The sequence below is a fragment of the Vibrio sp. JZG10 genome, from assembly GCF_054064075.1.
This window is the reverse complement of sequence record NZ_JBSUGE010000001.1, coordinates 382,825-399,665: the sequence shown is the minus strand read 5'-3', so window position 1 is coordinate 399,665 and position 16,841 is coordinate 382,825. Positions and strand designations below refer to the sequence as shown.

General features: G+C 46.3%; 12 protein-coding genes. 8 read left to right on the top strand and 4 right to left on the bottom strand.

What is annotated here, in order from left to right:
* The first annotated feature begins 270 nt into the window (after positions 1-270).
* A complete protein-coding gene (locus ACWYVB_RS01790) occupies positions 271-1,473 on the top strand; it encodes a Bcr/CflA family multidrug efflux MFS transporter (protein WP_182018946.1) in 1,203 nt (400 codons plus the stop codon).
* The gene (locus tag ACWYVB_RS01785; protein ID WP_046874809.1) at positions 1,473-2,132 is read left to right on the top strand and encodes a DUF2913 family protein; all 660 of its coding nucleotides are present in this window, start codon (positions 1,473-1,475) and stop codon (positions 2,130-2,132) included. The genes ACWYVB_RS01790 and ACWYVB_RS01785 overlap by 1 nt, the downstream gene beginning before the upstream one ends.
* Before the next feature lie 86 nt (positions 2,133-2,218).
* On the opposite strand, the gene ACWYVB_RS01780 is transcribed toward ACWYVB_RS01785, so the two are convergent.
* The 3 genes from ACWYVB_RS01780 to ACWYVB_RS01770 are packed head-to-tail and all read right to left on the bottom strand — an operon-like array spanning position 2,219 to position 7,509.
* Positions 2,219-4,201: an MtrB/PioB family decaheme-associated outer membrane protein gene (locus tag ACWYVB_RS01780; protein WP_457527734.1), complete on the bottom strand. Its 1,983-nt coding sequence runs from the start codon at positions 4,199-4,201 to the stop codon at positions 2,219-2,221.
* A gap of 9 nt (positions 4,202-4,210) precedes the next feature.
* A complete protein-coding gene (locus ACWYVB_RS01775; RefSeq protein ID WP_025604768.1) occupies positions 4,211-5,191 on the bottom strand; it encodes a DmsE family decaheme c-type cytochrome in 981 nt (326 codons plus the stop codon).
* A 53-nt stretch (positions 5,192-5,244) separates the two neighbouring features.
* Complete coding sequence (locus tag ACWYVB_RS01770) at positions 5,245-7,509, bottom strand: OmcA/MtrC family decaheme c-type cytochrome (protein ID WP_457527732.1); 2,265 nt, start codon at positions 7,507-7,509, stop codon at positions 5,245-5,247.
* A 452-nt stretch (positions 7,510-7,961) separates the two neighbouring features.
* Between ACWYVB_RS01770 and ACWYVB_RS01765 the strand changes: the two genes are divergently transcribed.
* Together ACWYVB_RS01765 and ACWYVB_RS01760 are read left to right on the top strand one after the other, a co-directional pair.
* Entirely contained in the window at positions 7,962-8,585 is a 624-nt protein-coding gene (locus ACWYVB_RS01765) for a c-type cytochrome (protein WP_457527730.1), read from the top strand.
* A 22-nt stretch (positions 8,586-8,607) separates the two neighbouring features.
* Positions 8,608-9,192: a NapC/NirT family cytochrome c gene (locus tag ACWYVB_RS01760; RefSeq protein ID WP_226421808.1), complete on the top strand. Its 585-nt coding sequence runs from the start codon at positions 8,608-8,610 to the stop codon at positions 9,190-9,192.
* Here ACWYVB_RS01760 and ACWYVB_RS01755 read toward each other — a convergent pair.
* Positions 9,149-10,627, bottom strand: coding sequence for a DUF2867 domain-containing protein (locus tag ACWYVB_RS01755; protein WP_182036723.1), 1,479 nt, complete (start codon positions 10,625-10,627; stop codon positions 9,149-9,151). The two genes, ACWYVB_RS01760 and ACWYVB_RS01755, sit on opposite strands and share 44 nt — an antisense overlap.
* A gap of 95 nt (positions 10,628-10,722) precedes the next feature.
* On the opposite strand from ACWYVB_RS01755, the gene ACWYVB_RS01750 reads away from it, so the two are divergent.
* The 4 genes from ACWYVB_RS01750 to ACWYVB_RS01735 all read left to right on the top strand — a co-directional run bounded on the left by ACWYVB_RS01750 (position 10,723) and on the right by ACWYVB_RS01735 (position 16,516).
* Positions 10,723-12,099, top strand: coding sequence for an MATE family efflux transporter (locus ACWYVB_RS01750; RefSeq protein ID WP_005393232.1), 1,377 nt, complete (start codon positions 10,723-10,725; stop codon positions 12,097-12,099).
* 187 nt (positions 12,100-12,286) lie between these two features.
* On the top strand, positions 12,287-12,958 hold the full coding sequence (locus ACWYVB_RS01745; RefSeq protein ID WP_005393230.1) for an ABC transporter ATP-binding protein: 672 nt from the start codon (positions 12,287-12,289) through the stop codon (positions 12,956-12,958).
* A complete protein-coding gene (locus tag ACWYVB_RS01740; protein WP_457527727.1) occupies positions 12,939-15,392 on the top strand; it encodes an FtsX-like permease family protein in 2,454 nt (817 codons plus the stop codon). The genes ACWYVB_RS01745 and ACWYVB_RS01740 overlap by 20 nt, the downstream gene beginning before the upstream one ends.
* A complete protein-coding gene (locus ACWYVB_RS01735; protein ID WP_258680832.1) occupies positions 15,392-16,516 on the top strand; it encodes a lipocalin-like domain-containing protein in 1,125 nt (374 codons plus the stop codon). The genes ACWYVB_RS01740 and ACWYVB_RS01735 overlap by 1 nt, the downstream gene beginning before the upstream one ends.
* Positions 16,517-16,841 lie beyond the last annotated feature (325 nt).

Sequence of the window (16,841 nt, the reverse complement as noted above, 5' to 3'; positions counted from 1 at the left end):
CAAAGCCTTCGGCTACGGTGAATGGAATGATGGTGTCAACGCTATCATTTTTACTGCATTGTGTTTGTTTCCCATAAACACATTTCGCTTTCACATGCTTTTCTATGTCGAGTTCGTCAAGGTCACACCTTGGTACATATTTGCCCTTATGATTCTCGAACGTTGATAGAACAGGCCTTTGGCTTCTAGATTCAGCGATATGAGAACCGTCCGTTACGTTCACTTTGCTCTGAAAGTATTGACGAAAGGGCTCCAACAAGAGGTAAAAGAATGACAGAAAAAGCTCAAAGCGCTCCGCAATCCCAAATCAGTTTTCTATTGTTTCTTGTATTAGGAGCTATTGGTGCTTTGACGCCTTTGGCGATCGACATGTATCTGCCTGCAATGCCAACCATCGCGAAAGATTTGGGTGTTGCGCCTGGCGCGGTTCAGATTACGTTGACGGCTTATACGGCAGGTTTTGCGATTGGCCAGTTAATTCATGGGCCGCTTGCCGATAGTTTTGGCCGTAGACCTGTACTGATTTTGGGTGTGCTTTTCTTTGGATTAGCGGCGGTAGTGAGTGCGACCACAAACGGCATCGATGCATTGACTTATGTGCGAACAGCACAAGGTTTTGCTGGCGCGGCAGCGGCGGTCATTATCCAAGCCGTCGTGCGTGACATGTTTGACCGTGAAGACTTTGCCCGTGCAATGTCTTTCGTCACCTTAGTGATCACCATGGCACCCTTGGTTGCGCCTATGATAGGTGGTCACCTAGCGATCTGGTTTGGTTGGCGTTCGATCTTTTGGGTGTTAGCCATTTTCGCTGTGGTGGTAATTCTACTGGTACTTTGGAAAATCCCAGAGACGTTGAAACCAGAAAATCGTCAGCCGCTTCGTTTTCGCACTACGATGAGAAACTACGCCAGATTATGCTCCAACCCTGAAGCGATAGGTTTGATGCTTTCTGGAGCGTTTTCATTTTCCGGAATGTTTGCATTCCTGACTGCGGGCTCGTTTGTTTATATTGATTTATATGGTGTTCGACCAGACCACTTTGGTTATTTATTTGGTTTGAACATTGTTGCGATGATCATCATGACCAGTATTAATGGTCGCTTGGTGAAAAAAGTTGGCTCTCATGCCATGCTTCGTTTTGGGTTGTTCGTGCAACTTTTGGCGGGGATTGGTTTATTCGTAAGTTGGTTAATGGACTTCGGATTATGGGGCATCGTACCTTTTGTTGTGCTGTTTATCGGTACATTGTCGACGATAGGTAGTAACGCGATGGCGCTGCTTTTAAGTGGCTACCCATCAATGGCGGGTACAGCGTCGTCTCTAGCGGGGACGTTAAGATTCGGTATCGGCTCATTGGTTGGCGCGCTGGTGGCATCATTACCCGGTAATGCGGCGTGGCCTATGATCATCGTTATGTTTGCTTGTTCTGTGCTTTCAGCACTGTTTTATTGGACTTTAGGAAGAAAGGCGTAATGTCGAATTACACCAAAGAAATTCAAAACTTAGTTAACTCAGCACTTGAAGAGTTAGATCAAGAGCATCGCTCAGGTAAGTTAGCCAATGCCCCTGTTGCGAATAACCATTATTTAGTGCGCTGGGTTACCAAAGCACTTAAATCTCAGCGTTTCGGTCGAGCCGTAGGCGATGACTTAACACGTTGGCAAAAAGCGGGTCGTTCAAAGGGTAATGACGCTGGTTTGTTGTTTATCTTCAAGCGTATTTCCGCTTTTTACGCTCAGTTTTTTCCTGAAGGTGAAGAGTCCAAAGTGATAAAAGACTCCGATATTGAATCATTTCTTGATTTGATGGAGCAAGCGGGTTGGGAAGTATCAACGTCTGAGCAACTTGTTGGTTGTGGCAAAATCCAAATCTTCACGGAGGGTCAAAACTCTTTGGCGCTATGTGCAGATCAATGCGAAAGCTGCTTCGACGGCGAGTTGCTCGTCAAACCAATGAGCTGGTTTGTACGTGGCAACCATGCTGAGTTTGTTGAGAAAGCAGCGCAAGCGGGCTTTATGGTGCATAAAGTGACGGACTACAAATCGATGGTGAAATACCACGGCGAGTACCTTATCTTTCCTGCAAACGAAGGTAACCAATTGGCTGAGATTCCTTTGAGCTTCCAAGCTTAATCAACTTCTCACAGCAGTAGAATTGAAATACGAAAGCATCAGGCGCTTGAAACGTCTGATGCTTTTTTTGTTACGTCACACTGTGCTTAAAAGCGATATTTCCAATAGACGCCGCCATACAGGCCTTCATAGCTTTGCAAAACGTCGCCCATCGTTTCGGTTTCGTTATTAAACAAGTAATCCTCTTCTGAGTAGTCTTCATAACGGAGGTTGAGCTGCACGTTTTGATTTTCAGATACTTCATAGTCAGCGATGACTTCAAATCGGTACGAGTTCGCCTCGTTATCAGGATATTGGTAGCCACCAGATGTGGTTGAAGATTTTCCATCAGCTTGGCTGTAGCTGTAATCAAACGAGATAGAAAGTTTGTCGTCTAGTAGCTGCTCTTTACTCACACCAAAGCCAATGGTTGTGATGTCATCTTTGAGTTTGGTGGTGTAGCGATTCCAACCGACAACGTCAGAGTTTGCTTGTTGTTGCTCGGAGCGGATGACCTGTTGATTGTAAAAAACATGCCCATTTAGTCCGTCGAGTAAATTGAAGTTGACGCTGATATCGTAGCCGTAATCTTCTCCTTCGCTTAAACCTATATCGGGTTTAACATAGTCGTCGTTTCCGTACCAAAGCTCAGCAAGTAACTGGACATCGTTTGTTACGTCATAGCCGCCGTCGCCACGGAGCTCGATCCTCTCTTTATCGGCTAAATAGTATTGGCGCAAATTAGGCGAGTCGCTGCTGTCGTCCTGCCAATCAGAGCCATCGCGAAAAGAGTAGGAGACTTTACCGCCTAATTGCCACGGTCTATTTGGTCGGTACTGGGCTCCAACAAAAACGCGTTGTTCATCGGTACGTTTCCTATCAGCATAACTTCGCTCATCTTGTCTAAAATGGTAACCCGTATTCACTTTTACATCAGAAGTAACACGATGCTTGAGTGTTGCTTCCAGTTTGGTTTTGGTGTGGTCGTATTTTTCTCTCGTCGATCCGATGATGGTATTTCTATCGGAGTTATCGTCTTTATCTGAATAGTCCGCAGAAATGGCGAAAGCAGTGTCTCGCGAAAGTTTGTTGTGGTAATCCGCGCTCATTTGCCAAGTGTTGGTTTCGCCATGGAATGTATTGGAGTTAACGGGGGACTGCGGGAATGGATTTAACCCGCCTTCAGAAGACGTCTGTGACCAAAGTAAGCGGCCACTGAACGTTTGTTGATTCAACCGATAATTCCCCGTGACAGCAAACTGGTGAAAGTCGTTGTCAGGCTCATACGCGAGGTGGTTAGCGTAAGGATTGGTAGTGCTGCCGTAATAAAGTGCGGACTTGTCATTTCTAAAAAACGAGCCGCGATACGCAATATCCACCAGCCACAAATCTTCCATGTAGCTTACTCCTACTTGAGTATTTAAGGTTTCATGTTCTACGGCTTTGGGTATGAATCCCGGCGCGTTGGCGTAACCCGGAATAGTCGATGAATAAAGCGAAGTTGTGCCTTCTTTACGTTCGTGCTTCATGGATGCATATGGCTTCCATGGCGTATGTGGTGTGTACTTGAGTTCTAACTTAAACGTCTCTCGCGTCACTGAGTTTTCATATTTCGATAGGTCACCACTGACGAGTGCATCCTCTCTTGGATGATACGCACTGAGTGAGGACTGATTCCAGAAATACGGCGTTTCACTATAACTGCCGAGGACACGTAATCCGTCGTACTGGCCCATTTCCCACTGCAGTAAGAAGCGTTGCAAACCAAGATCTTCGACGACGATTCGATTGTAGAACCCATCGTCTTCATATTGTTCGATATCGGCGTTTAGGCTCGCGTTAAAGTGTTTATTGTCAGAGTTTGTACCGTAAACGGGCGGATTCCAATTATAGAATCGAGAGGAACCGTCGTTGTTAAGGTAACCGACGCCCACGCTGACTTCTCCACTCCATGTGCCGTCGCCACTGCATTCACTGCACTGCCAGCGGCTAGTGTCGGCTGGTTGAGAACGTTGTAACGAATAATCGTTGGCGTGCGCTTGCACAGCAAAAGCAAGGGAAATAGCGATGCACAGTTGAGATAGTTTCATGCCTCCCTCCTAATAACTTAATGTTTGACCACGTGGGTGGTTAGAGCCATGCACTTGATTGTGGCAGTTTAAACAACTTCCGCCGCGCACTCTCAAGTCGTTTTCAGGAATGGCTACGTTTGCATGTGGCACACGGTGACATTCCTGACATAGCATTGGCAGCCGTTTATTGAGCAAGGCTTTGTTCACTGAACCATGAGGTGTGTGGCAGGATGTGCAATCTTCAGTTACTGGCTCATGCTCCCATAAGAATGGGCCGCGTTTTTCCGCATGACACTCGTAACAAGCGTTATTGACGGTTGACCAATTCAAGCTCGCTTCATTTAATGTCTGATGTGGATTGTGGCAGCTAGAACAAGTCATGACGCCGTCGATAATAGGATGACGACTGCGTTTGTGGATATCCGATTTGGTGCGGGAGTGACAATCGGTGCATTTGTCTGCTTGCATTTCGGCAACCATCATCGGATCGTCTTTTTGATGCAGTTGGTGACAGCTTGCACAAGACAGACCTTCAAAAGCGTGCTCACTGCTATGCCAAGTCGAGCGTTTCGCATCTTGGTGGCAAGATAAACACACGCTGTTTTGCTTTTCGGCCGGAACAGGGGAGTTTGGCCCAAAGGTGATCATCGGCTCACGAACTTGTCCTTTTCGTGGATTGCGCTCGTGATTGTTCGCTGGGCCATGGCATGCTTCACACTGTTTATCATTCATTGGCCCATGCAGGTTTGCGGACTTGCCATGAATGTTGTCGAAAATACCCGTTGCAGGTTTATCTGATGTATCGTCATGGCAACGAAGGCAGCCATCTGGTCCGCGGCGTGAATATTTCCCCTCGGAAAACTTGGTGTCTAATATGGTTTCCATTTCTTCTTGAGTTAACGTCGCCGCTTCGGGTTCTGGCTTGGCGACATCTTCCGAACTGACGGTGAAGATGACGCCTAACCCAAGTATCCCAGCTACCAACCACCGCAGAAACATTGCTTTCATAGCTCTTCCTTTTCTTATCCTTAGTTGTCAAAGCATTGTGTTCAATGACGAATTCAACGGTAGTCGTATACCTTGTGAACCTTATCTACCCCTTGTGACTGACCAATAGCATGGCAAGTCGCACATTGTTCGGAGCCCGTTGCTTGTGCTGCTGTGTCTGCTCCAAATACCGCGCCGTGATTCAGCATATGGTTTAGAGGCGCATCTCCTGCCACGGTATCCGGGTCAGCATTAGCTAAAGATGACTCTAAGTGACACGCGCCACAGGTGACTAATGCAGGACTAAAGTATTTACCACTCGCCAGAGAAGGGCGCGTATTTTGTTGGCTAGGTAAGTTGTATTGAGCATTGGTATGGCAGGACTCACAGTTGTTGACTGCGCCAGGGAAAGACGCTTCACCGCTATGAGCGGAGCCAAAGGCGTGGAATGAGTGCACGTGGTACTTTAGATCAGCTGCCATCCCAGGATAAAACGCAGAACGTTCAGAGTTATGGCAATTTTTACATTGTTGGAAGTCGGTGGCGGCATGTGGATGCTCACCAAGCTTATGGATAGCCAGCTCTTTGTGACAATCGTTACACGATGAAATGTCCGCGCCCACTGGCAGTTTGTGTTGCTTGTTGATACCAGACACATCAAACGAGCCGGATGCGTTATTGGCGGCAATGACGAAAGGCGATTTGATAAGATCGATGCCTTCAAACGTGACGCATTCGGCGAGCTCGCCATCTCTACGGTTGGCGCAAAGTGGCATGTCGGCGATGTTAACCGTCAACGTAGAGTTGGAGATTGGCTTAATCGCAGCGTCAGTGAAGTCTTTATGACACAAGAATAGGCCTTCTCCTTGAGCCTCACAGCCGTCACCAAGTGCGCCATCATCGGCGACGTTGAGACTGTTGTTTGCGACCATCGGGCCTTGGCCGTTATCCCAGTTCAGCAACAAATTGAGGTGCCCATGTTCATTAATGAAAGGGGTCAGTTCGTTGATGGATCCAATACCTGTGCCCGCTTTCGACACTCTTAGTTCAACCTCAAACTGGTCATCAATAAATCGCGCGCTTTCAACGTTGATTTCAAGCGAATCACGCGCTTTTGCAAGATTCTCTAAACGCATTACGTGAACCGTTTTAGCACTTCGGCTCGCGTCTTGGCCGATGATTGGATCGCCATTGTCATCTCGGTCATAAGGTCGGTGACAGCCCGAGCAGGAGTTTTGTGGCTCGCCGTTTCTTACCCAAGCCGTACCGACTTGGTTATCATGCGCGCCTCTGTCTCGGTACAAGTGACAGGTCTCACAGGCAACTTGGCTCGGGTGTTCAAACCAATTGTTGGCGTCTGATGCTTTCGCGACATCGGTTGAATGGCAGGTTGTACAGTTGCGGGCATCTTGCGGGAAAGGGTTGCCTTCAATGACTAAACCATTGATGTCGGTAACGAGCACGTCATTCTCGTCGACAGGCTGTTTGTAAGTGTCGGTGTTATTTCTGTCGCTACCTAATTTGAAAACATTACCGTGGTATTGATGAACAACGGCAGCGAGAGGGCGTCTGGCTGGCGCAGCGCTAGGGTTACTGTCATTGTGGCAAGCGGTACAAACGGCAATGTTGTTATCAATTGAGCGATAACCCGGTCCATGATGAAGCGGTTCGCCCATATGGCAGTTTTCGCAGGTGCCTTTTTCTATTACATTGCGAGAGACAACCGCATCTGAACTTTCTTGCGGCACCCATTCAAACACGTAGGTAAAACCGTTGCCTTGCTCGCCATACGCCATGACGATTCGGTGGAGTTTATCCGCATCCCAAGCGATAAAACCATTGTTGCTAGAAGAGTCGGCAGTATAAGGATCTGACACTTTCAAAACGTCAGGAATGGCAAACGTGTAGCGATACCCCTCGTCTGTTTTTACTAGTGTTCCATCCCAAACACTCTCCATGCTGGCACGGTTATTTGCGGTATTACTTGAGTGATGGAAACTCTTCCAATAAGTGTTGCCATGGCGCCCATTGAAGGCAAAGGCTGGATCGCTCGAGTTTTGTGTATCGACACGAGAAGGCATTGCTTTAAGAAGTGCGATGCGAAAATCTTTCGTTTCGTCTAGCTCATGAGGTCTGCCACTGCCGTCTTTGACGGTAAAATTGACCACCAGTTTGGTTTCTCCGGTTTCTTGAGTGACCAATGATGGCTCGGAAACACTGATCTTGAAATCACCAAGTGCAGGTGGTGGTGTATTCTGATCGTTTTTGCTGTCTGGACCACATCCGCTGAGCAGTAAAATAAAAAATATTAATGTAGCGATCGACTTTAAACCGTTCATAGTCCCTCTCGATTCGTCCTAAAGTAAGTGGGAATGCATAGGAATGGTTGAATATTTCAATAAACGATTGATTGAAATATTAATTTTATATTCAAGCCAAAAGAAAAATATCCATATTTACATCACTTGAATAAATCGAAATACATGGCTTGTAAGAGTATAGACGCAATATGAAATATTATTAAAATAAACCGCTATTTTTGTGTGGTAATTTTTGGGTTTAAATTATTGTCCCTTCAAATCAATTGTTTGGGTTGGTTTTTTCTGTGATTGAAGAGGTCGGTGCAGAAAAATTAAGGGTGTTGAACTACGCTACTTTAAATAGTTGACGGCTTAATATTTTTATCTTGGATATCGTTGGTTTTAAGTCGCGTTTATAAATTGATTTTCCTATCGTTTATTCGCTGTCTGGTTTTGATTAACAAAGATAATTACTACGGAGTCAGTCTAATATGCATCAACTAATTAAATTATCTCTAAAATTTTCCTCGGTGTTAGCCATTAGCTCAGTTTTGACCTCCCACAGTTTAGCGTCACCAAGTGAGCTAATTTCACAATACGAATGTGAAGCCTGTCATGGGTCAGACGGTGTTAGTTCCGACACGAATATTCCTACCATCGCAGGGATTCCCGAATTCAATTTTTTTGACCAGATGCTACGTTACCTAGAAGGTAGGCCTGCAAATTCTGTTAGTCACGCTTACGGAGACACGAGCAAAAAAGGCGACATGGTGTCGATAGTTAAATCTTTACCTGAGGCGCAGATTGAAGAGTTAGCAAAACATTATGCTGGGCTCGAGTTTGTGCCAGCTAAGCAGTCTTTTGATCAAGCGTTAGCGATGAAAGGTAAGGCTATCCACGCGAAAAGTTGCGAGAACTGTCATTCGGATGGTGGCAGTAACGCTCTGGATGAAGCTTCGATTTTAGCTGGTCAGCAGAAGGGCTATCTCGCCACTACGTTGCAACAGTTTAAGCAAGGCAAACGCTCCGTTGATAAAAAAATGGATGAGGCGTTCAAAGGGCTTAGTGCCGATGATTTAAACGCGCTCGTAGAATACTATGCGAGTTATCGCTAGCGCTGCTTTGGGATGAACACCAATGAGTTTATGGCGTAAACCAAACAGAAAATGGATGCTCGGCATACCAATTGGTGGCTTATTGGCGTTTATCCTTGGTGGGGCGGCCCTCAGTGTTTTTCACTTTGGTATGGATTACACCAATCGCAACGAGTTTTGTTACAGTTGCCATATTGGGATGGATACGATAGTTGAGGAGTACCAAGCATCTCCACACTTCAAAAATGCTCAGGGTGTGGTTGCCGCTACGTGCAGTGATTGCCATGTCCCTAGGGAGTTTTTTGCTAAAATCGCATTGAAAATCGGCGCTACAGCCGACATCTATCACAAACTGACTGGAGAAATTACGTTAGAGAACTTCGAGGCGGAGCATCGTCCGAGGTTGGCTGCTGAAGTCACACAGCAGTTTATCGAGAATAAATCAAAGCAGTGTCGATATTGCCATTCCGTTGACAAGATGGATTTCGAAGCGCAAGGACGAACCGTTGCGCGTCGACATCAAATGATGGAAAGTCGAGAGCAATCGTGCATTGATTGCCATGCGGGGATTGCTCATCACCTGGCTATTTCTCTAGATTCTCCAGAGACTGTCCCACCTGAGGAGTAATACTGATACTTTCGGCTTCTTTCGCGATGGCTTTGACCATGCCTTTGAATATGAATAGATGGGCTGGCATCATGGCAAACCAGTAAAGCAGCCCGAGAAACCCCTGTGGGTGCCACCAAGCGGTGATATCCAGTTCTCGTTCATCACCATGGTCTTTGATGGTAATTTCTAAACGTCCAAGCCCCGGGCCTTTCATCCCAAAAAACAGTGAGAGGAACTGATCTTCCTCGCAGCGAATCACTTTCCAAGAGTCAATATAATCGCCGACTTTGAGCTCCGGCCCCGGAGGAGAAACGCGAATCGGTTTCCCACCACCAAAAAAGATGTCGAGCCATTCACGTGTGCGCCACAAAATGTTGGCAAAGTAATAGCCTTTTTCACGACTCCCGATTTTTTGAGCCACTTTCCATAATGCCGCAGCGGAGGCTTGAGTTTTTATGCTCGCACCGGCTTGTTTAGGGTAGTAGCCATACCCCGGTTGCCATCGACGAAGTGCCGCTGGCTCAAAGCCCCAAACATTACTGCGCACAAACGTGCCTTCATCTTGAATGGTATCGGATACCGCTTGCTCGTAGCTGATCAGCGTTTGCGGAAATCGTGCTTCAATCGCTTTGGAATCGGCGATGTAATCATGCTCTAACCCCGCGAGTAATGCTTTGCCGATGTTTGCTGGTACAGAGGTGACCAAGCCGAGCCAGTACGATGCCATTTTGGGGGTAAGCAACGGTGTCGACCACAGCCGATAAGGCTTGTTGGTGATTCGGCAAATGACTTTAAACTGCTCGCGGTAGCTGAGTGTATCTGGCCCACCAACTTCATAAATTTGGTTTTCTTCTGGGGGTGATGCTTCGGCCAGCTGCAATAAATAGTGATTGAGGTTGGGTAGGGCAATAGGGTTGGCTTTTGAGTCGACCCATTTAGGCGCAATCAAAATAGGTAAGTTGTAGACAAAATCTCGCATGATCTCGAAAGCCGCGGAGCCGGGGCCAATGATGACGCCTGCACGCAATTCAGTTACTGGAACGCCAGACTGTCGGATAATTTTGCCCGTTGCTTTGCGTGCGGCTAAATGACGCGAGTTTCCGGTTTGCGGTTGGATGGCACTTAAATAAATGACATGTTTGACACGGCTTTGCTCCAATGCGTATTTAAAGTTCAAAGCAAGGTTTAGCTCGTACTCAACAAAGTCATCGCCTTGTGCCATTCCGTGCACTAGGAAAAATACCAAGTCAAAATCGTTCACCACAGCGAGCGTGGCTTCTGCGTCGGCTAGGTCTAAATACCGCAACGTTAAATTAGGATGGGGCCGAGTCCTTGACTCCAAATAATCGATATGCCGCGCCGCAGCCGTGACGGCGTAACCTTTGTCTAAAAGTAACGGAAGAAGTTGAGAACCAATGTAACCCGAGGCGCCTAGCACCAACACCTTTTTCATTATCTGTCCTTTTAATCGTTGGTGGAATAAACACCACAGAGTATAATCATGAGACACTTTCCCCATTCTATCAATAAGTTGTCGTTGGAGCGCTTGTGACTTTTCTCTCTCAACTCTCAATACATGCAGATAAAGCATTCTTACGTCGCTTATTCGCGATCGCGCTACCAATTACACTGCAAAGCATGATGTTTTCTAGCCGAAGCCTCGTCGATGTGCTTATGCTCGGCCAACTTGGTGAAGCTGAAATAGCCGCTGTTGGGGTAGCGGCGCGCGCGACGTTTGTTACTACCATCATGTTAGTTGGGGTGACGACGGGTGGTGCATTACTGACCGCACAATATTGGGGGGCGGGCGATAAAGTCGGGGTACGTCGCAGTACCGCTTTAACATGGATGATAGCCATGGTGTTTGCCGCCATTGCCGTTGCTTTGTTTGTTATTTTCCCACAGCCAGTCATGAAACTGACTACAGACTCACAAGAAGTGATTGAGTTAGGGGCCAGCTATCTAATTATTTCATCCGTTAGCATGTTTGCTGTTGCGTGTGTCGCTAGTATGTCGGTGGGCTTGAGAGCGATGCACCAACCGGGGCTGAGCACATTTTTTAGTGGTATAGGCATTCTGTCTAATGTTTTCCTCAACTGGGTGTTAATTTTTGGTCACTTAGGTTTTCCTGCTTTAGGGATTACAGGGGCAGCCATTGCAACGGTTATCAGTGGCGCGATCGAAGTCGGTTGTCTATTTGGCTATTTATGGCTGAAGAAACACATAATTGCATTTGGTTGGGATGATATACGCGCAGGTTTGGTTTTAGACAAAATAACGCGTTTCTTGAGCCTTTCCTTACCGACCACATTTAACTTTTTGGCATGGGCTGGTGGATTGTTCGCTTACCATGCCATCATGGGGCAAGCGGGTGTGCAAGGTTTGGCAGCGTTGTCGGTGATGACGCCCGTTGAGTCAATCGCTCTCGCTATGATGATTGGCCTATCGAATGCAGCTGCGGTTTTAGTGGGTAACCAACTCGGCGCGAAAAACTTTGAACCTGTGTATTACCAAGCTTGGGCTACGGTCATTTTGAATGTGTTTATCGCATTTGTGGTCGCTGTTGTATTGATAGTGTCCAATCAATGGATCCTTAATGCGTTTAGTGCACTGACAGCGGATACTCGCCAGTTAGCTGAACAGTTTATGGTGATTCTTGCTTTAGGTGTCGTACTACGCTCGGTGCCGATGATGGTCATTGTTGGGGTATTACGTGCAGGTGGTGACGTTAAGTTTTGTTTGTATCAAGACATTCTTGCGCAGTGGGTAATCGGGATTCCACTCGCGGCATTTGCAGCGATTCAGCTCGGTTGGGACCCACAATGGGTTTACTTACTCTTTTTGACCGAGGAAGTTGTGAAGTGGACGATTTGTCTGCCAAGAATGGTGAGCCGAAAATGGATGAAAAACCTTATCGGTCAATAGAGGTAAACAGAGCTTTCTGCAGCTGCAAAAATCTGCTCAATACGTCAACAAAATTAGGAACAGAAAGTGAATCGAGTTGCATTTGTACTCTCATAGTGTGATCAAGCATTCAAAATACTTTCTACTAACAGGATTTTAGTGTAGATTCTGATCCCAATTTTTAAATACCATCCGAGCGGCATAATCAATGTTAAAACTGTCAGACCTATGTAAAGGCTATGTAGACGGGGGAGAATTTCACCCTGTATTACAAGGGGCAGAATTAACATTACAGCAAGGTGACCAAGTCGCTCTGATGGGAGAAAGTGGTTCGGGTAAAAGTACTTTGCTGAACTTAATTGCCGGACTGGATACTGCAGACTCTGGTGAAGTTCAGTTTCCAAATTTTGCCATGCATGATGCGCCAGAGCATTTGAGAACCCTTTATCGCCGCAACAATATTGGTAATATCTTCCAACAGTTCAACTTGCTTCCTACGCTCAATATTGCCGATAACATTCGTTTTTGTCGTCAGTTAAAGGGTTTGCCAGAAGATAAAGAGTTATGGCGTCAAATTCTTTCTGCTCTGGATTTGATGCCTCTGCTAGGCCGCTACCCGGAAGAAGCATCTGGTGGTCAGCAACAACGTGCTGCTATTGCTCGCGCACTCTATATGGAACCTAAAATCCTACTCGCTGATGAGCCAACTGGTAGCCTAGACGAGCGAAACGCAGAAGCGGTAATGCGCTTATTGACGAGTCTCGCTCGCCAACTGGAGTGTACTTTGCTGTTAGTGACGCACAGTGAAAAAGTGGCGGCCCATATGGAAGGTAAGATTCGACTTCAAGGAGGGCAACTGCATGTTATGGCCCGTAGTTAAGGCACTACTCGGTCATTACCGTCGTTACCCACTACAAATTATTCTTGTCTGGCTAGGGTTAACCTTAGGCGTGTCCCTTCTTGTTGGTGTTACTTCTATCAACCAGCATGCAAAACAAAGTTATGCGACAGGAGAAAAGCTTTTCTCCAATCCTTTGCCATACCGAATCCGAACTAAACACTCTGCCAATAAAATCCCTCAAGGTTTCTATATCCAGTTGCGTCGAGCTGGGTTTAACCAATGTGCGCCGTTTGACGTGCTACATCTAGATGCTAAAACCGATATGAGCTTGATGCTGGTGGGGATTGATCCTGTCGCGATGATTCCATTGCAGCAAGGCAAATCTGTGGGTGAGATGCCCGTTCTATCATTAATGAAACCTCCTTATCCCATTCTAGTCAGTCAAGATTTGGCCGCTTACATGAGTTGGCAGGATGGGGACTTTATTGAGATGAATGACGGAAGTCGTCTCGGACCGATTCAAGTCGATAAAAACAAAATGCTCTCAGGGACTCGGCTGGTTACTGATATATCGTTGTTGCGTATGCTCAAGCGGAGCTCAGGTTTATCTGCGATTTCTTGTGGTGAAATGCCAGAGGAAAAGCTAATAGCACTGAAAAATATGCTTCCCAATGGCATGACGCTCGTTAGGAATACGCGTACGGAGCTTGAGTCGTTAACTAATGCATTCCACATGAATCTCACTGCGATGGGGATGCTGTCATTTTTGGTCGGGTTGTTTATTTTTTATCAAGCGATGTCTTTGTCATTTATTCAGCGACAACGTTTGGTGGGTATTTTGAGACAGACGGGGGTCAACGGAACGCAGTTGGCTCAAGCATTGTTGTTAGAGTTGTCGTTGCTCGTCTTTATTGCGTGGGCGTGTGGTAACTTTTTTGGTTTGATCTTGGCAAATGAACTGATCCCTGCAGTCTCATCGAGCCTGAGCGATTTGTACGATGCCAACGTAGGCTTAACAATAGGATGGTCTTGGCAGTCCAGCTTATATAGTCTGATCATGGCAGCGATGGGCGCATTAATATCGTGTTTGTGGCCATTGATTCGTTTGTTGAAGTCACAGCCAATTCGTCTATCTTCTCGACTGTCATTAATGCGATTTGCAGGGCGTGAGTTCTCTTGGCAGGCTCTTGCTGCGTGTGCGTTTTGTGTCGCGGCAATCGCAGTGTATCAAGCACCGAAAACACAAGAAACTGGCTTTGCCATTATTGCGCTGATGTTGGTTAGTGTGGCCTTGTTCATGCCATTTATTATGTGGCATATGTTCCAGAGCTTTTCTTACACCATGCGTTGGGTACGTGTACGTTGGTTTTTTGCCGATGCGGCTGCGAGCATGAGTTATCGCGGTGTGGCAACAATGGCGTTTATGTTGGCACTGGCGGCAAACATCGGCGTAGAAACGATGGTAGGCAGCTTTAGGGATACGACCGATAAATGGCTGAGCCAGCGATTAGCAGCGGATATTTATATCTATCCGACAAATAACTCAGCAGCTCGGATGAGTGCGTGGCTGCAAAACCAACCAGAAGTCAACTCGGTTTGGTGGCGTTGGGAAAAAGATATGCCAACCGAACATGGTGCTTTGCAAGTGGTGAGTACAGGCTCTTCTGAAGGTGAGCTAGATGCACTGACGGTAAAACTAGGTGTCCCGAATTACTGGTATCAACTGCACGCGACCAAGAGCTTGATGGTGAGTGAATCGATGGCCTTGAAGTTGGATATTCGCCCAGGAGACTTCATTAACTTGCAGGAACCACTGGGTGGAGACTGGCAAGTTGTTGGTGTTTATTACGATTATGGAAACCCGTATAACCAGGTGATGATGTCGCACCGGAATTGGCTGTATGCATTTGCAGGGACGGGCAATGTTGGCCTTGGTGTGGTGTTAAAAGATAGCGTTAATGGGGAGGGGCTGAAAAATCGCTTAGAAAATGTATTCCGCCTCCCGCAAGACCGTGTGTTTGATAATGGTAATATCTATAGTCAGGCAATGAGGGTATTTGATCATACCTTCGCTATTGCAGGAACCTTGGGCAACATCACGCTGATTATTGCTGTGTTTGGCTTATTCTTCGCGACATTGGCGGGCGAACTGTCGCGGCAGCGGCACTTCTCTTTGCTGAGATGTATGGGGGTATCCGGAAAGGAACTTGTCGCATTGGGTGGTTTGCAGTTGTTTGTCTTCGGGGCCATTTCCGCGATTATTGCGGTGCCACTTGGTCTGGCACTTGCACACTTGATCGTTGATATTATCATTAAGCAATCATTCGGCTGGTCTCTGGAGCTTCAAACGATCCCTTGGGAATATGCTCAAACTATTGCTTGGGCGATGCTTGCCATCATGATTGCTGGAGCATTGCCAGTTATTAGAATGATTAAGAGTACGCCAATGAAGTCATTAAGGGATGCGTTGTAATGAAAAAAGTGGGCTCTAAAAAACGCTTGTTAGTTTCAACGATGATTGTTATTACGTTTGCCTTTTTGACCGGTGCTGCTTTTTACTCAACTTTTTGGTTGGAAGCGACAGCGACACAAGAAAGCGAGCTTAATTCTATTCTAACGCGTGAAAATCAAACGATTTTCGAACCTGTATTACCTGACGAGCATGTCTCTTTACCGTCAGATTTTCGCTTTCATCCCGAGTACCAACATGAATGGTGGCACTACTTTGCGAAACTGAAAGATGAACAAGGGAAAATATACAATGTTCAATGGAGCTACTTCAGGGTCGCGACGGATGAGCGAGAAACCAGCGGATGGCAAAACCCTCAACTGTACATTTCACATGTTGTCGTTAGCCATGGTTCGCACGTCTGGAAAGAGCAACGTGTAGCGAGAGGCGGGATAGGCCAAGCTGGCATGACTAATCGTCCTTTCAGGTTATGGATTGATAATTGGACGTGGCGTTCACTTGGTGCAACGCCTTTCCCTGGTAACTTGAATGTGACTACCGATACGTTTGGTTTAGATCTTAATACTATGACAAATGGCCCCTTTGTCGTGAATGGAGACAAAGGTTTTCAGGTTAAACACGCGTTGCAATCTGTTGCCTCTTTCAGTTTTAGTGCGCCATTTTTAAAGGTGAAAGGGAGTTTGAACATTAATGGCAAACGCTTCTCTGTTGCTGGCTCTGCTTGGGCTCAGAAAGAGTGGGGCAGTGGCTTAATTGGTGAAGGGCAACAGGGGTGGGATTGGTTTGTATTCAATTTAGATGATGGTCGAGCACTGACAGTCAGCCGCTACCGCCACCATGGACAAACACCGCATGTGTTTGGCACCTTGTCCACACGCTCAGGTAAAGTCATTAATCTCTCAGATGATGATATCAGTATTAAACCAATGCAAGTGACCAGTTTATCAAATGGAAGAAGGCTGCCTTTGCAGTGGATTATTAATATTCCAAAGCATCAAATTAACTTGACCACTCGTATTATCAAATCAGATATGTGGCTTCCGTTTGTTATACCGTATTGGGAAGGTCCCACCTTAGCTTCTGGCTCCAACGAGGCTTGGGGCTTTATGCAGCTCACCGGTTATTAAATTCTGATAAAAACCACCCCAATGGGTGGTTTTTTAGTGGATGAAACTTCCTGAATTTTTCTCAAAAGTATGGGGTTATCATGACAGTACATGCCATGTTATGCTGATTTTCTCATAATCTTGATAAACATTTGGCGCGATAACAACAAGTACGCGCTGTGATCAAAATTGAGTGTTATGTTGGAAAATACGATGTATAGTAAACTTCATATCGGAAAAATCGAAGTTTATACTCTGAAGAAGCGATTATTCTAAAGTTTTCGACCGCTATACACTCTTATCATTCTTTGTTAATCGTTTATTAAGATAATAAATATAAGGACGA

Bases quoted from the DNA above. Each gene is read 5' to 3' on its own strand.
- ACWYVB_RS01790 (WP_182018946.1), top strand. From the start codon at position 271: ATGACAGAAAAAGCTCAAAGCGCTCCGCAATCCCAAATCAGTTTTCTA.
- ACWYVB_RS01785 (WP_046874809.1), top strand. From the start codon at position 1,473: ATGTCGAATTACACCAAAGAAATTCAAAACTTAGTTAACTCAGCACTT.
- ACWYVB_RS01780 (WP_457527734.1), bottom strand. From the start codon at position 4,201: ATGAAACTATCTCAACTGTGCATCGCTATTTCCCTTGCTTTTGCTGTG.
- ACWYVB_RS01775 (WP_025604768.1), bottom strand. From the start codon at position 5,191: ATGAAAGCAATGTTTCTGCGGTGGTTGGTAGCTGGGATACTTGGGTTA.
- ACWYVB_RS01770 (WP_457527732.1), bottom strand. From the start codon at position 7,509: ATGAACGGTTTAAAGTCGATCGCTACATTAATATTTTTTATTTTACTG.
- ACWYVB_RS01765 (WP_457527730.1), top strand. From the start codon at position 7,962: ATGCATCAACTAATTAAATTATCTCTAAAATTTTCCTCGGTGTTAGCC.
- ACWYVB_RS01760 (WP_226421808.1), top strand. From the start codon at position 8,608: ATGAGTTTATGGCGTAAACCAAACAGAAAATGGATGCTCGGCATACCA.
- ACWYVB_RS01755 (WP_182036723.1), bottom strand. From the start codon at position 10,627: ATGAAAAAGGTGTTGGTGCTAGGCGCCTCGGGTTACATTGGTTCTCAA.
- ACWYVB_RS01745 (WP_005393230.1), top strand. From the start codon at position 12,287: ATGTTAAAACTGTCAGACCTATGTAAAGGCTATGTAGACGGGGGAGAA.
- ACWYVB_RS01740 (WP_457527727.1), top strand. From the start codon at position 12,939: ATGTTATGGCCCGTAGTTAAGGCACTACTCGGTCATTACCGTCGTTAC.
- ACWYVB_RS01735 (WP_258680832.1), top strand. From the start codon at position 15,392: ATGAAAAAAGTGGGCTCTAAAAAACGCTTGTTAGTTTCAACGATGATT.